The 14,633-nt window shown below is 71.2% G+C and carries 15 protein-coding genes; 8 read left to right on the top strand and 7 right to left on the bottom strand.

What is annotated here, in order from left to right; genetic code table 11:
• Positions 1 to 271 precede the first annotated feature (271 nt).
• Positions 272 to 934 carry a helix-turn-helix domain-containing protein gene (locus J3P30_RS10630; protein WP_307807476.1) on the bottom strand — a complete coding sequence of 221 codons (663 nt, stop codon included), beginning with the start codon at positions 932 to 934 and terminating at the stop codon, positions 272 to 274.
• Positions 935 to 992: 58 nt separating this feature from the next.
• Here J3P30_RS10630 and J3P30_RS10625 point away from each other — a divergent pair, with 58 nt between their 5' ends.
• From J3P30_RS10625 to J3P30_RS10610, 4 genes are all read left to right on the top strand, one after another.
• Entirely contained in the window at positions 993 to 2,354 is a 1,362-nt protein-coding gene (locus J3P30_RS10625; RefSeq protein WP_307807475.1) for an MFS transporter, read from the top strand.
• Between the two features lie 243 nt (positions 2,355 to 2,597).
• Positions 2,598 to 5,225: a valine--tRNA ligase gene (gene valS / locus J3P30_RS10620; RefSeq protein ID WP_210480996.1), complete on the top strand. Its 2,628-nt coding sequence runs from the start codon at positions 2,598 to 2,600 to the stop codon at positions 5,223 to 5,225.
• Entirely contained in the window at positions 5,222 to 5,719 is a 498-nt protein-coding gene (locus tag J3P30_RS10615; RefSeq protein WP_210480995.1) for a GNAT family N-acetyltransferase, read from the top strand. Before valS ends, J3P30_RS10615 begins: the two co-directional genes overlap by 4 nt.
• A gap of 3 nt (positions 5,720 to 5,722) precedes the next feature.
• Entirely contained in the window at positions 5,723 to 5,977 is a 255-nt protein-coding gene (locus J3P30_RS10610; RefSeq protein WP_210480994.1) for a hypothetical protein, read from the top strand.
• Between the two features lie 86 nt (positions 5,978 to 6,063).
• Here J3P30_RS10610 and J3P30_RS10605 read toward each other — a convergent pair whose 3' ends face one another.
• On the bottom strand, positions 6,064 to 6,303 hold the full coding sequence (locus J3P30_RS10605) for a hypothetical protein (protein WP_210480993.1): 240 nt from the start codon (positions 6,301 to 6,303) through the stop codon (positions 6,064 to 6,066).
• Between the two features lie 338 nt (positions 6,304 to 6,641).
• On the opposite strand from J3P30_RS10605, the gene J3P30_RS10600 reads away from it, so the two are divergent.
• Together J3P30_RS10600 and J3P30_RS10595 are read left to right on the top strand one after the other, a co-directional pair.
• The gene (locus J3P30_RS10600) at positions 6,642 to 6,968 is read left to right on the top strand and encodes a hypothetical protein (protein ID WP_210480992.1); all 327 of its coding nucleotides are present in this window, start codon (positions 6,642 to 6,644) and stop codon (positions 6,966 to 6,968) included.
• 70 nt (positions 6,969 to 7,038) lie between these two features.
• Positions 7,039 to 7,476: a hypothetical protein gene (locus J3P30_RS10595; protein ID WP_210480991.1), complete on the top strand. Its 438-nt coding sequence runs from the start codon at positions 7,039 to 7,041 to the stop codon at positions 7,474 to 7,476.
• Between the two features lie 42 nt (positions 7,477 to 7,518).
• Here the strand turns inward: J3P30_RS10595 and J3P30_RS10590 are convergent, their stop codons facing one another.
• The gene (locus tag J3P30_RS10590; RefSeq protein WP_210480990.1) at positions 7,519 to 8,322 is read right to left on the bottom strand and encodes a class I SAM-dependent methyltransferase; all 804 of its coding nucleotides are present in this window, start codon (positions 8,320 to 8,322) and stop codon (positions 7,519 to 7,521) included.
• Between the two features lie 211 nt (positions 8,323 to 8,533).
• Between J3P30_RS10590 and J3P30_RS10585 the strand changes: the two genes are divergently transcribed.
• Together J3P30_RS10585 and J3P30_RS10580 are read left to right on the top strand one after the other, a co-directional pair.
• On the top strand, positions 8,534 to 9,175 hold the full coding sequence (locus J3P30_RS10585) for a hypothetical protein (protein WP_210480989.1): 642 nt from the start codon (positions 8,534 to 8,536) through the stop codon (positions 9,173 to 9,175).
• Positions 9,172 to 10,746: a polysaccharide deacetylase family protein gene (locus J3P30_RS10580; RefSeq protein ID WP_210480988.1), complete on the top strand. Its 1,575-nt coding sequence runs from the start codon at positions 9,172 to 9,174 to the stop codon at positions 10,744 to 10,746. The genes J3P30_RS10585 and J3P30_RS10580 overlap by 4 nt, the downstream gene beginning before the upstream one ends.
• 63 nt (positions 10,747 to 10,809) lie before the next feature.
• On the opposite strand, the gene J3P30_RS10575 is transcribed toward J3P30_RS10580, so the two are convergent.
• From J3P30_RS10575 to J3P30_RS10560, 4 genes are all read right to left on the bottom strand, one after another.
• Positions 10,810 to 11,271 (bottom strand): hypothetical protein, encoded by a 462-nt coding sequence (locus J3P30_RS10575; protein ID WP_210480987.1) that lies wholly within the window; start codon positions 11,269 to 11,271, stop codon positions 10,810 to 10,812.
• A gap of 7 nt (positions 11,272 to 11,278) precedes the next feature.
• Positions 11,279 to 12,556, bottom strand: coding sequence for an ATP-dependent Clp protease ATP-binding subunit ClpX (clpX, locus tag J3P30_RS10570; RefSeq protein WP_210480986.1), 1,278 nt, complete (start codon positions 12,554 to 12,556; stop codon positions 11,279 to 11,281).
• A 241-nt stretch (positions 12,557 to 12,797) separates the two neighbouring features.
• Positions 12,798 to 13,778, bottom strand: a complete 981-nt coding sequence (locus J3P30_RS10565) for an NAD(P)-dependent alcohol dehydrogenase (protein WP_210480985.1) — start codon at positions 13,776 to 13,778, stop codon at positions 12,798 to 12,800.
• 180 nt (positions 13,779 to 13,958) lie between these two features.
• Complete coding sequence (locus J3P30_RS10560) at positions 13,959 to 14,627, bottom strand: ATP-dependent Clp protease proteolytic subunit (protein WP_210480984.1); 669 nt, start codon at positions 14,625 to 14,627, stop codon at positions 13,959 to 13,961.
• Between the last annotated feature and the right edge of the window lie 6 nt (positions 14,628 to 14,633).

Below are 14,633 nucleotides of genomic sequence, written 5' to 3'. Positions count from 1 at the left end.
CAGGGGCACCGGATCCGCTCATTCCCGGCGATGACGGGCCGACCCGTCCGGTTCTACTGAGCCGCCCTGCGCGAGCCGAGCGGCTGTTCTTCCGGAAACTCCCCGGTGATGGCCGGTTCACAGTCTGTCTCGCGATTCTACCGGTTCTGCCGCCGGGTCCGGGGGCCCGCCGCTGTCGCTCAACAGGCATTCCGGTCGCAGACAGGCTGGCGGACGGTGTGTCGGCCTGTCGACGGAAGGAACGCCTGTTGAGCGCGAGCTTCGCCTGCCCTCAGGCGCGCGGGAGAAGCGGGGCGAACGCCGCCGCGACGGGCGTGACGGCGATGTCCACGGCATCGCGGAGGGCGCCCCGGCCGGAGCCGGCATCCAGCCAGCCGGCGGCCGCGGCGATGGCGGCCCCCGTCGCCGCTGCGGCGAACGCGGCGGGGATGCCGTCCCGGCGGGATGCGCGGCTGGTCACGAAGCGGCGGAGGGCGGTGTGGACCGCGAGGAGCCGCGGCAGGCCCGACGCCGCGGCGTCGGCCGACGCACCGATTATGTCCCGCTCGACGAGCGCGACCGGCGCGGCCGGCATCCCGCCCGCGAGCTCGAGGAGCGCCCATCGGACCCCCTCGGCGGCACCCAGCTCGGGCGGAACCGCGGCGAGCACCGCCGGCAGCCGGTCGAGCACCGGATCCGCCTCCGCCCAGAGCAGGTCGCCCTTGGCGGAGAAGTAGTTGAAGAAGGTGCCCCGGGCGACGCCGGACCGCCTCGCGATCTCGTCGATCGTGGTCCGCTCGTAGCCCTGCTCGAGGAACAGCTCGGTCGCGGCGTCCTGCAGGGTCTCGCGCGAGGAGCGGCGGGGGCGGCCCGTCGTCCCCGTCCCTGTGCCCGCGCCCATACCCGGGCCCGTTCCCGTGGCCTCGGAGCCGCCGCCGATCCTGGTAGCCTTCACTCCGACCCTTTCTGGACTCGGTACAACAAGTGCCGCTCTCATTCTGCAGGAGCACGGCGTGAGCACTCTCGCCCCCGATCAGGCGGCGAAGCCGCATCCCGTCGTCCCACGTCGCGTCGTCTGGGCGTCGTTCGTCGGGACCGCCCTCGAGTCGTACGACTTCTACGTCTTCGCCTACTTCGCCGCGTTCTTCGTCGGCCCGCTCTTCTTCGAGCCGCTCGGCGTCTTCGGCGGAACCCTCAGCGCGTTCCTCACGATCGCGGTCGGCTTCGTCGTCCGTCCGCTCGGCGCGATCATCTTCGGTCACCTCGGCGACCGGATCGGACGCCGCCGCACGCTCCTGATCACGATCGCGATCATGGGCGTCGCGACGGGTCTCATCGGACTCCTCCCCACCTACGCGGTGGCCGGCTGGCTCGGCGCGATCCTCCTCGTCCTGCTGCGGCTCGTGCAGGGCCTCTCCCTCGGCGGCGAGTGGGGCGGCGCGATCCTGCTCGCGACCGAGCACGCCGTGCCGAGGCGGCGCGGCCTCTACGCCGCGATGCCGCAGCTCGGCTCCCCCGTCGGCTCCATCCTGTCCGCGGCCCTGTTCCTGCTGCTCACCGCGACCCTGCCGGCCGAGCAGCTCGCCGACTGGGGCTGGCGCATCCCGTTCCTCACCGCGCTGCCCCTGCTGCTCGTCTCGCTCTACCTCCGGTGGTCCATCGACGAGACGCCCGTGTTCCGCGCCCTCGTCCGTGAGGGCCGCCGGGACCGCATCCCGCTCGGCGCGCTCCTCGCCCGCCAGCCGGTTGCGCTGGTCGTCGCGATCGCGGCCGCGCTGCTCGGCATCGGGTCGTACTCGCTGATGAACACCTACACCGTCAACTACGGTGTGACGGCGCTCGGATTCAGCTTCCAGGATCTGCTCGTGGCGACCACGATCGGCGGGCTGCTCCAGCTCGTCACGATCCCGCTGTTCGGCGCCTGGGCGAACCGGATCGGCTCCGCTCGGGTCGTTGCGATCGGCGCGATCGGCACCCTCCTCGTCGCCTTCCCGATGTACTTCCTGCTGCAGTTCGCGACGTTCCCGATCCTGGTCGGGACGATGATCATCGGCGGGATCCTGCCGACGCTCAGCTGGGCGGCCCTCGGCGGCCTGATGTCCGACCTGTTCGACGACGACTTCCGCTACTCGGCGCTCTCGGTGGCGTACAGCATCGCGGCGGTCCTGTCGGGCTTCGTCCCGAGCGTCACGCTCGCTCTCGGCGAGTCGACCGGCAACGCCTGGTGGCACCCGGGCGTCGTGCTCGCGATCCTCTCGGCGGTCACCCTGGTCGGCGCCCTCGCGGCGGCGCGCATGTCCCCGCGCATCCCCGCCGGAACGGAGGCGGTGCTCGCCGAGGTCGGCGAGGAGGACGCGGTCCCGGCCGGCCGCTAGCCGCCCCGCGGCGACGCCGCCTGCAACCGGGGCCGGATCGGCGGATCCGGGCCGAAACGCCGGCCCGGATCGACCGGATCGGCCCTGGTTGCGGCGGCGATGGCGGATGGAGGATCCGAGCCGAGGCGCGCGCCCCCGCCCGGCGGGCGGATGCCGCGCTCCGGTACCCTGGACGCGCCGCGCGACGCGGCGACATTTCAGGCACCCTCACGCGGTGCCGCACACAGTGAACCGGAGCCCCGCATGACCGACGCCCGCCGCATCCCCGACAAGCCGGCCCTGGAGGGCCTCGAGGCGACGTGGGGGGAGCGCTGGGAGCAGGACGGCACCTACCGCTTCTCCCGTGAGGGCGTGACCCGGGACGACATCTACTCGATCGACACTCCCCCGCCGACGGCGTCCGGCTCACTGCACATCGGGCACGTGTTCAGCTTCACGCACACCGACATCGTCGCCCGCTACCAGCGGATGCGCGGCAAGCGGGTCTTCTACCCGATGGGCTGGGACGACAACGGCCTCCCCACCGAGCGCAGGGTTCAGAACTACTACGGCGTCCGGTGCGACCCGAGCCTGCCCTACCAGCCGGGCTTCACGCCGCCGTTCGAGGGCGGCGACAACAAGAGCAGCAAGGCCGGCGACCAGGTGCCGATCTCGAGGCAGAACTTCATCGAGCTCTGCGAGCGGCTGACCGTCGAGGACGAGAAGCTGTTCGAGGCGCTCTGGCGCATGCTCGGTCTGAGCGTGGACTGGACGCAGACCTACCGGACCATCGGCGACGAGGCCCGGGCCGCGTCGCAGAAGGCGTTCCTGCGCAACCTCGCGCGCGGCGAGGCGTATCAGGCGGATGCGCCCACCCTGTGGGACGTGACGTTCCGCACCGCGGTCGCCCAGGCGGAGCTCGAGGACCGCGTGCAGCCGGGCGCGTACCACCGCATCGCGTTCACGAAGCCGGACGGCGGCGTCATCGAGGTCGAGACGAGCCGCCCCGAGCTGCTCCCCTCCTGCGTCGCCTTGATCGCCCACCCCGACGACGAGCGCTACCAGCCCCTCTTCGGCACCACCGTGCGAACGCCCGTGTTCGGCGTCGAGGTCCCGGTCCTCCCCCATCACCTCGCCCAGGCGGACAAAGGCACCGGCATCGCCATGAACTGCACCTTCGGCGACGTCACCGATGTCACCTGGTGGCGGGAGCTCGACCTGCCGAACCGGGCGGTCATCGGGTTCGACGGCCGCTTCGGCTCCGAGACGCCGGAGTGGATCGGATCCGACGCGGGCCGCGACGCCTACGCGCAGGTGGCGGGCAAGACGGTGTTCTCCGCCCGTCAGGCCGTGGTCGAGCGGCTGCGCGAGACCGGCGAGCTGCTCGCGGAGCCGCAGCAGATCACGCACCCCGTCAAGTTCTACGAGAAGGGCGACCGCCCGCTCGAGATCGTGTCCACCCGCCAGTGGTACATCACGAACGGCGGCCGCAGCGAGGAGCTGCGTGAGCGCCTGATCGAGCTCGGCCGCGAGATCGACTTCGTGCCCGAGTTCATGCGCGTGCGGTACGAGAACTGGGTGCGCGGACTGGCCGGCGACTGGCTCATCTCGCGCCAGCGCTTCTTCGGCGTCCCCATCCCGGTCTGGTACCCGCTGGACGCCGACGGCAATCCGCGCTTCGACGAAGTGATCGTCCCCTCCGAGGACGCGCTCCCGGTGGACCCGTCGAGCGACCTCCCGCCCGGCTACGACGCCTCCCAGCGCGGGGAGCCGAACGGGTTCGTCGGCGAGCACGACATCATGGACACCTGGGCCACGTCCTCCCTGACGCCGCAGCTCGCGGGCGGCTGGGAGCGCGACGAGGAGCTCTGGCAGCTCGTCTACCCGTACGACCTGCGTCCCCAGGGGCAGGACATCATCCGGACCTGGCTCTTCTCGACGGCCCTCCGGTCGCTGCTCGAGGAGGGCACGGCGCCCTGGGCCCACGCCGCCATCTCAGGATTCATCGTCGACCCGGACCGCAAGAAGATGTCCAAGTCGAAGGGCAACGTCGTCACGCCGGCTGGGATGCTCGAGCAGCACGGCTCGGATGCCGTCCGCTACTGGGCGGCCTCGAGCCGACTCGGCACCGACGCCGCGTTCGACCCGCAGAATCCGACCCAGATCCGCATCGGGCGGCGGCTCGCGATCAAGATCCTCAACGCGGCCAAGTTCATCCTGTCCTTCCCCGCGGGCGGAGCCGAGGGCCGCGACGCGGTGACGCATCCGCTGGACTGGAGCATGCTGGCCACGCTCGACCGCGTGGTCGCCACCGCGACCGAGGCGCTGGACGAGTACGACCACGCGCGGGCTCTCGAGACCGTCGAGTCGTTCTTCTGGACCTTCTGCGACGACTACCTGGAGCTCGTGAAGGAGCGCGCCTACGGCGCCGGCGAGACCGAGGACGACGGACAGGCCAGCGCCATCGCCGCGCTGCGCGAGGCGCTCGCGACCCTGCTCCGGCTGTTCGCGCCGTTCGTCCCGTTCGCCACGGAGGAGGCCTGGTCCTGGTTCCGGGACGGCTCGATCCACCTGGCGCCCTGGCCCGGCCCGGGACGTGTGGACGACGCCGCCACGCCCGAGCTGCTGGAGCTCACGAGCCTCGCGCTCGTCGGCATCCGACGCGCCAAGACGGACGCGAAGGCGTCCCAGAAGACGCCAGTAGCATCGGCGGTGATCGCCGGGCCCGAAGGGCGCGTCGAGCTGCTGCAGCTCGCGGAGGGCGACCTCCGCGCGGTGGGGCGCATCGAGGACCTCACCTTCGAGCACGGTCCGGAGGTACAGGTGACGAGCATCGCACTGGCGCCGAGCGAGGAGCTCGAGGCCATCCGAGGGGACAGAGGGAGAGCATGAGCATCGATCACGACACCAGCGCGGGAAGCGCCGGCAGCCGGACCACGGAGGTCCGGATCCGGCCGCTCGAGCAGGGCGACTTCTTCGCCTGGTACGAGCTGTTCGCGGGCTACGCGGAGTTCACCGGCACAGCCCTGACCGACGAGCGGACCATGCGCGCCTGGGCCTGGCTGCACGGCGACAAGGCGTCCGTCCGTGGCCTCGTCGCGCTCGGCGAGGAGAACCAGATCATCGCGCTGGCCCACGTCCAGGAGTTCGAGCGGCCGCTCGAGAACGACCGCGGCCTCTACCTGGAGGACCTCTTCGTGTCCCCCGACCACCGCAACCGCGGCGTCGCGACCGCGATCGTGAACCACCTGAAGCAGGATGCGCGCGAGCGAGGGCTCGGCCTCATCCGCTGGGTGACCACGGACGCCAACGAGAACGCACGCCAGTTCTCCGAGAGCCTCGGGGAGCGGACCGACCTCGTCACCTACGACCTCCGGCTCGGCTAGCCCGTGATCGGGCTCGGCACGCGCTGGCGCTTCGGCAGCACACCGCCGGCCCGGCTGCCCGAGGCGGCGGCCGTTGCCGTGGCCCGCGCCGAGGACGAGCTGCGCGACGCTGCTCCGGACGTCGTCGCGGCATCCTGGACGCTGACCTGGCTCGAGGGCCGTCCGGTCGCCGAGCTCGACCACGAGACGGACCGGGGGTTCCCCACGGTCACCCTCGACCCGGTGTCGGGCGAAGGCCGCCTCTCCTACGAGCGCTGAGTCCCTCCCTCGTCGGCACGACCACGAACGGCTCGCCGCCGGCCCTGCTGCGGGCCTGGCGACGAGCCGTTCGCTCGTTCGCCGCATCAGCGGTAGAGCGCGCTCCTCGCGACGAGGCGGTCGCGCTCGAGCTCGGCGTGCCGACGCACGAGCTGGAGCCGGCGCGCCTCGGCGGGATCGGTGCGGATGCGCCGCTGACCCCAGAGGAGCAGGGCGAGTCCGACGCGGAGGGCGACGCGATCGATGAGACGCAGATCGGGCGCCGCGGGCGAGACGGATATTCGGGTGTCGGTTTCGAGGTCGCGTACCTCGAGCAGCGTGTTCACGGGATTTCCTTCTTCGGACAGGCAGAGAGGGCGGAAGGGCACGGAGAGCGTGCGGAACCGGCTGCCCAGAAGGGCGCACGGATCGAATGGCGAGCGACGTCGCCAGGGCCGGACGGCGGGAGGGCGCTAGGCGCGGAAGCCGGCGACGGAGGCACGGACGGATGGGATCGCGGTCATCGTGGCCTCCTTTCTGCGAGCGGCCTGCGCCACGGTAGCGGCTCTCCTCGCCCGGGCACAAGAGGCCTGCCGCACTCGAGTGTTTCAGTTCGTGACAGGACCTCTCGGCCCTGGAACGGCCCCCGCTTAACCTGGACACCCGGCGACGGAAGGAGCTTCCCATGAGGCGCGCAGAGCAGCAGCAGAACGTCATCGGCACCTGCGATCACGGCATGCTCTGCGTCGACGACCGGCCGGGTCACGCGATGACCCTGCTGCGCCTGCGCCTCGCGAGCTCGACCCCTCGGGGCTGGGTGGACGCCGTCGCCGTCGAGGCGGGCGAGGGCGGCTGGGTGCAGCTCCGCCTCTGGGACACCGGGGAGGAGCGCTGGGTGTGGCACCACGCCGCGCTCACCGGGTCGCTCGAGGCCGGCGACCCGGTGGCGCTGCACGAGGCGTACTCGGTGCTGGCGATCGGGTCCGATCGCCTCAACGTCGCCCAGCTCTAGGCCGGGCGGAGCCGCACCGCGCGGCTGCTAGGCGTTCCTCATCGAGGTGAGCATGTCCTGGCATGCCGTCATGCAGGCATCGCACGCGGTGGCGCACATTGCGCACGTCTCGCTCATCTGCATGTGGGTCGAGCACTCGTCCCGGCAGGCGCGGCACATCGCGATGCAGGCCTCGAGCGCCATCATCATGCTGTCCCGCTCCATGCCCATGGGGCGCAGCATCATCCGCATCATCATCCCGGTCATGTCGGCGGTGTTGGCGCACATGGCCGCGCACGTGCCCATGCCGTCCATGCCCGCCATCGTGTCCGCGCACATCGTGCAGGCCTGCATGCACGCGGAACACGCGTCGATACAGTTCGCCATCGCCGTCATGTCCATCTGCGACATGATCGACGTGTCCGACATCGGCATGTTCTTCATCATCTCTGTGGCCGCACTCATGGGACCGCTCCGTTCCGCGTCGCCGTGGGCCGAAGGAGCGGCCGGAGGAAACGGCGGCGCCTGACTCCCTCAGGCTACGAAGTCGGCGGAGAACACGCCAGTGGGATCAGACCCGGGCGAGGACCTCGCCGTGCGGGAAGGCGAACCACGCATCGGGGTGCTCCGCCCACTCGCGCCAGGCTGCCGAGATGCGATCGAGATCCTCCTGCTGGGCGAACCCGCCCTCGAGGGCCTGGCGCGCGAAGTCGGACTTCAGAGCGCGATCGGCCCAGAGCCCGCCCCACCAGCTCCGCTCCTCGGGAGAGCTGAAGCCCCAGATGGAGGCGCTCGTGGTCACGTCCGCGAGTCCCGCCGCCAGCGCCCAGGCGCCGAGGCGCCGGCCCGCGTTCGGCTCGCCGCCGCCTCCCCGGTGCACGGCGTCGTAGATCCGGATCCAGTCCGCCATGCCGGGCAGCTCCGGGTACCAGATGGTCCCGCCGTAGTCGACGTCGCGCGCGGCGACGAGCCCTCCGGGCTTCACCACACGCGCCATCTCCCGGAGCACCGCCACCGGGTCGGCGACGTGCTGGAGGACCTGATGCGCGTGAGCGATGTCGACGCTGTCGTCAGGGAGGTCGAGAGCGTACGCGTTGCCCGTGCGGAAGGACACGTTCCGGAGCCCGCGCTCCTCGCCGAGTCTCCTCGCCGCCTCCACGATCTCGGCTGCGGCGTCCACCCCGACCACCTCGCCCGGAGCGACGCGCTCGGCGAGGTCGACGGTGATCGTGCCGGGCCCGCTGCCGAGATCCAGGACGTGGAGCCCCGGACGGAGGTGCGGAAGGAGATAGGCCGCGGAGTTCTCCACGGTGCGCCAGGTGTGGGAGCGGAGGACGCTCTCGTGGTGCCCGTGGACGTAGCGCTCGTGTTGCACTACAGAAAACTAGCGCGCTGGCGGTCGAAAGCCGGAACTCGTAGGCTCGGCTGGTCTACCTGGGAAACAGCCGAATTATAGCCGCTCCTCGGAGTGGCTCCGACCACGGGGGCGAGCGGGGCGCGAGGGTACTCGTCGGGATCCGCACGTCCTCGGCATCGCCCGAGGACGAGTGGAACCAAGGCGACTCCGACCCGAAAGGAGTGACCGGATGCACAGGCGCGGTGCTGCCATCGTCACGGTGATCCTCTGCGTCGCGGTCGGCGCGGCGGCGTTCGCGGTGCCCGCAACCCTGGCGCAGGTCCCGAGCTCGCCGCTCGCGTCGGACTCGGCCGTGACCCTGGGGCCCGTCAACGTCGACGGAGAGCCCCTGTACGCATCCGTCACGCTCTCCCGAGGATGGACCCGGATCGGGATGGGCCCGTTCCTGCGGGACGATCGCGCATCGCTCGTCTCTCCCGACGGCGCCTACCGCGCCCTGCTGGAGCTCGTTCGTGTCGCTCGCGCCGACGACGCCGGCGACGCAGTGCCCGGAGATGCCGCGGGCGAGCTCGAATCCCGGCTGGCCTCCGCCACCTGGAGCACCGAGGCCCTCGCCTCGGGCAGCGAGGTGCGCTACACGACGCTCGCCGACGGCGAGGACACGGTGACCGTGGCGATCCTCGATCCTCCCGACGGAGTGCTGACCGGGTCGGGAGCGTCATCCCCGCAGCGGGCGCACCTCGTCGTGGTGGCCGCCGCGCCGTCCGCCGACGCGGACGGCTACCGGACAGTCACCGCGGACCTGATCTCGTCGGCCGTCTTCAGCCTTTCGCACCCGAGTGGGACGCCGACGGAGGACGTACAGCTATGACCCGCTTCCGCCGCATCGTCGCCGCCTCGGCGGTTCTGCTCGCCTCCGCTCCGCTCGCGGGATGCGGAGGGATCCAGACGACCGAGGGGTGGCTCCCCCGCCCGGCCGCAGTCGCCGAGGTCGCCCTCTCCGACACCGACACCGCTCCGGTCCCTCCCGGGGAGGCGCCCGGACTCGAGACCCGCCTGATCTACCGCGCGGATCCGGCAGCCGGCGTCGGCGCCCGGTGGGCGGAGATCCCCGGGAACCCAGCCTTCAACACCGAGCTGCGCGCCCTGGTGAAGGCGGCCATCGACGCCCAGGCCGCCGCGACCGGCGTGCCCTTCGTCCCGGCGGCCGACGGCCCGGCGGACGATTCGCGCTCCAGTCAGTGCGCGCCGGGGGCGACGACGCGCCCCGTCGCCGAGCTCCTCGCCGATCCCGCCGTCACTCCCCAGACGGGCGGCCCGACCGTGACCGTCGTCTGCGAGATCGTCGTCGCGTCCGGCCCCGTCCTCGCCGAGGCGCTGCGGATCGTCACGGCGTCCGGCGGACAGGTGCAGTCCGACAGCACCACCGTCCACTACACCGACACCGCGGGCGGCTTCACCGCACGGAGCGACGGCTTCATCAGCGACGACGGCGCGCGGACCCTGCTGGCACGGGTGGTGCAGTCGCTCAAGGTCGCCGCGGGCGCCTTCGAGCCGCGGATGCAGGAGGACCCCGCGGATTTCCCCCTCGAGCAGCTGCGGGCCTGGTTCTCCAACTACACGTTCGGGCCCGACGGCTCCCTCGTCGTCCGTCTGCCGGCCGACTTCACGACTCCCGAGCTCGACCGGCTCGCGGAGGTGCCGAAGCCGTCCCCTCTGATCGTCACGGTCGCCGCGGACCAGGCGACTCCCCTGCTGAGCCCGGAGGGCGCCCAGGTGCAGGCGGCTCTCGCCTCGGGCGAGCCGCTCACCCTGCCGAGCGCGCCGCCTCCCGGGCGGAGGGACGTGGACTGCTCGCTCTTCGCCTGCGTCGCCCTCACCTTCGACGACGGCCCCAGCCCCTTAACCGCGGGGCTCATCGACCTGTTCAACTCGCGTGATTCGGCCACGACCTTCTTCGTGCAGGGCTCCTATGTCGGCGCGTTCCGGGACGTGGTCCGCCGGATGCACGACGAGGGGCATCAGATCGGCAACCACACCTGGAACCACCCCGACCTCACCCGCCTGTCCGCCGGGGCGGTGAGGGAGCAGATCGCGCGCACCAACGCGGTCATCGAGGACATCACCGGGTCGGCGCCGACGATCTTCCGGCCGCCCTACGGCTCCTACAACGACACCGTGCTGGGCGCGACGGGCATGCCCGCGATCATGTGGTCGCGCGACACCCTGGACTGGCAGAAGCCGGGTGACGGTGCCCTCGTCCAGCGTGCGATGTCCAATGCCCAGCCCGGGGACATCATCCTCATGCACGACATCCACGAGACCACGACCCGCGTCGTGCCGCAGATCGTCGACGGTCTGCTGAACCGCGGATTCATGCTCGTCACGGTGGAGCAGATCCTCGGCGGGACCCCGGCGCCCGGAACGGTCACCAAGCGCTGAGGCCCGCGCCCGACCGGCCCCGCGCCCGACCGGCCCCGCGCCCGACCGGCCCGGCGCCCGACCTCAGACGGGTCGCGCCCTGATCGTCCGGCGGAACCACTCGCCGGCGTCACTCTGCCACGTGAGCAGCGCCGCGATCCCGAGGCAGAGGAACTGCAGGAACCCCGTGCCCCAGGGGCTGAAGACGCCGAAGAAGGACAGTCCCGCAAGGATCGTGAGCGCGATCCGCGCCCACGGCGCCCCCCGGCGGACGAAGATCCCGCACACCACCGCCGCGGCGATCAGCGCGACGCCCACGGTGACGGAGACGCTGAGGAGCATCCGCAGGAACTCGTCGACATCCGCCGCGGTGAGGTTGTTGGGGTTCGACGTCTCGAGCGCCTCGAGCGTCGCCGCCCGGTTGATCGGATACGAGGCGAAGGAGATCAGGATGCCGCCCACGCCGATCAGGGCCGCGGCGATCGTGAGCCAGAAGGCGATCTCGACCTGACGCGGTCGCGGGCGTGCGGGAGTACCGCCGGTCATGCCGTGATCAGGCGGACTTCTCGGCGCGCACCGGCTTGCGCGGCACGATGGTCGGTGCCGCGTTCTCCAGGACCGCCTCGCGCGTGATCACGACGCGACCCACCTCGCTGTTCGAGGGCACCTCGAACATGACGGGGCCGAGGACCTCCTCGAGGATGGCCCGCAGGCCGCGCGCACCGGTCTGGCGGAGCACCGCGAGGTCGGCGATCGCCTCGAGGGCGCCCTTGTCGAACTCCAGGGCGACGCCGTCCAGCTCGAACATGCGCTGGTACTGGCGCACCAGGGCGTTCTTGGGCACCGTGAGGATCTCCATCAGCGCGTGCTGGTCGAGCGGCGTGACGGTGGTGACGACCGGGAGGCGGCCGATGAACTCCGGGATCAGCCCGAACTTGTGCAGGTCCTCGGGCAGCACCTCGCTGAAGAGGTTCACCTCGTCGCCCTTGCTGTGCAGCGGAGCGCCGAACCCGATGCCCTTCTTGCCGGCCCGGCTGGAGATAATCTCCTCCAGGCCCGCGAACGCGCCGGCGACGATGAACAGGACGTTCGTCGTGTCGATCTGGATGAACTCCTGGTGCGGGTGCTTGCGACCGCCCTGGGGCGGAACCGACGCGACGGTGCCCTCGAGGATCTTGAGGAGCGCCTGCTGGACGCCCTCGCCCGACACGTCGCGCGTGATCGACGGGTTCTCCGCCTTGCGGGCGATCTTGTCGACCTCGTCGATGTAGATGATGCCGGTCTCGGCGCGCTTGACGTCGTAGTCCGCGGCCTGGATGAGCTTGAGGAGGATGTTCTCGACGTCCTCGCCGACGTAGCCGGCCTCGGTCAGCGCGGTGGCGTCCGCGACCGCGAACGGCACGTTGAGCCGCTTGGCGAGGGTCTGGGCGAGATACGTCTTGCCGCAGCCGGTCGGGCCGATGAGCAGGATGTTCGACTTCGCGATCTCGACGTCGTCCTGCAGCGCCTCGGCCGGCGTGAGGGTCTGGCGGGCCCGGATGCGCTTGTAGTGGTTGTAGACCGCGACGGACAGGGCGCGCTTGGCGTCCTCCTGGCCGATCACGTACTCCTCGAGGAATGCGTAGATCTCGCGCGGCTTCGGGAGGTCGAAGTCGCCGGTGGTCTCCTCGCCGGCCTCCGCGAGGCGCTCCTCGATGATCTCGTTGCAGAGCTCGACGCACTCGTCGCAGATGTAGACACCGGGACCGGCGATCAGCTGCTGGACCTGCTTCTGGCTCTTCCCGCAGAACGAGCACTTGAGAAGGTCTGCGCTCTCCCCGATTCGCGCCATACTTCCCGTCCTCCCGTTCATCGCTCGCCCGCCGGCGCGCGTCGATTGGCAATGAGCCTAACCCGACCGGGTGACACAGGGTTGCATCCGGCGCCCGCGGTCGGCGCGCCGCTTCATTCGTCCCCCGGTTCCGTCCCCCGGAGGCCGGAACGGGGCGTCGTTCAGCGGGATTCACCGAGGGGAAAAGTCTTCCGCGGCACCAGTCGGCGCGAGCGCTTCGAGCGGGGCGCCCGCCCGCACGTCAGCGCCCGTCGGGTTCAGCGACACGGACGACGGCCTTGCCGCGGACCCTCCCCTCGAGCAGGAGACGGAAGGCCTCGGGCACCTCGTCGAACGCGAAGACGCGATCGATCGACGGGGTGATGCTCCCCTCCGTGCAGATCCGGGCGACCTCGAGGAGGTCGGGGAGGCTCTGCCGGACGACGAGCAGCCGGATCCGCTTCCTCGTGAACGGCCGGAGCACGAGGCCGGCGAGCAGCAGACCGAGCATCCTGCGCACCGGGCCTCCGACGAAGAGGCAGGAGCCCCCGGGCCGGAGCGCGCGGAGGTACGCGAGCGCCGATCGCCGCGCGAAGACCTCGAAGACGACGTCGTACCGCCGTCCCGACCGCGTGAAGTCCTCGCGCCGGTAGTCGAGCACGTGGTCGGCCCCCAGGCGGCGGAGGAGCTCCCCCTTCTCGGCGGTGTCCACCGCGGTGACCTCTGCTCCGTGGAGCTTCGCGAGCTGCACGACGAACGCTCCGGCACTGCCGCCAGCGCCGTTCACGAGGACCGCCTGTCCCGCCCGCACCTTCGCGGCGTCCCGGAGGCCCTGAAGCGCGATGACGCCGCCCTGCGGCAGCGCGGCGGCCTCCTCGAAGCCGAGCCCTTCGGGGATGAGCGCGAGGTCCGACTCCACGGCGCGAGCGAACTCGGCGAGGCCGCCGAGCCGCCGCAGGTTGTCGCCGAAGACGGCATCTCCCGGGGCGAAGCGGGTCACCTTCGCCCCCACCGCCTCGACCCGTCCCGCGACGTCCGAGCCGAGCACGGTGACGCGCGGACGCCGGAGCCCGTTGATGCGCGCGTACGCCGGGGACCCCCGGAGCCCCTCCGAGTCCGAGCCGTTCAAGGACACCGCGTAGACCCGCACGAGCACCTCGTCATCTCGCGGAACGGGGCGCTCGAGCTCGGCCAGTCTCAGCTCGTCCGCACCGCCGTACCGGTCGTGCACCCACGCCTTCATGCGTCCGCCTCCTTCGCCGCGCGGCCGCGAGGACGATGTCCTTCGACGGCGATCGCGGTCAGCACGGCACCAGGCTAGGCACCGCCCGGGTTAACGGCGAGATGCCACTTCTCGTCCTCATTCGTCAGGAATGAGGACGGAAAGTGGCATCTCGGCAGGCTCCGCGAAGGGAGCAGGCACTCAGCGGACGAGCGCGGGCACGGCCTTCCGGCTCGTGAGGACCTGGTCGATGAGCCCGTAGTCGAGGGCCTCCTCCGCGGACAGGATCTTGTCGCGGTCGATGTCCCGGTTCACCTGCTCCTGGGTGCGGTTCGAGTGCTTGGAGAGGGTCTCCTCGAGCCACTCGCGCATGCGCATGATCTCGCGCGCCTGGATCTCGATGTCCGACGCCTGGCCGCGGCCGGCATCGCCGGTCGCCGGCTGGTGGATGAGGATCCGCGCGTTCGGCAGCGCGAGGCGCTTGCCCGGGGTGCCGGCCGCGGTCAGTACCGCCGCCGCGGAGGCCGCCTGCCCGAGCACGACCGTCTGGATCTGGGGGCGGATGTACTGCATCGTGTCGTAGATCGCGGTCATGGCGGTGAACGAGCCACCGGGCGAGTTGATGTACATCACGATGTCGCGGTCGGGGTCCTGGCTCTCGAGCACGAGCAGCTGGGCCATGATGTCGTCCGCCGAGGCGTCGTCGACCTGGACGCCGAGGAAGACGATGCGGTCCTCGAAGAGCTTCGCGTAGGGGTCCTGGCGCTTGTAGCCGTAGGCGGTGCGCTCCTCGAAGCTCGGGAGGATGTACCGGGCGCTGGGAGCGCCGCCCTGCCCGAACGCGGTGCCACCGAAGTCGTGGTTCGTCATGTCTGG

Origin of the sequence: Naasia sp. SYSU D00948 (genome assembly GCF_017916515.1) — a bacterium.
Classification (GTDB): domain Bacteria; phylum Actinomycetota; class Actinomycetes; order Actinomycetales; family Microbacteriaceae; genus Naasia.
This window is presented reverse-complemented; position numbering and strand designations above follow the sequence as displayed.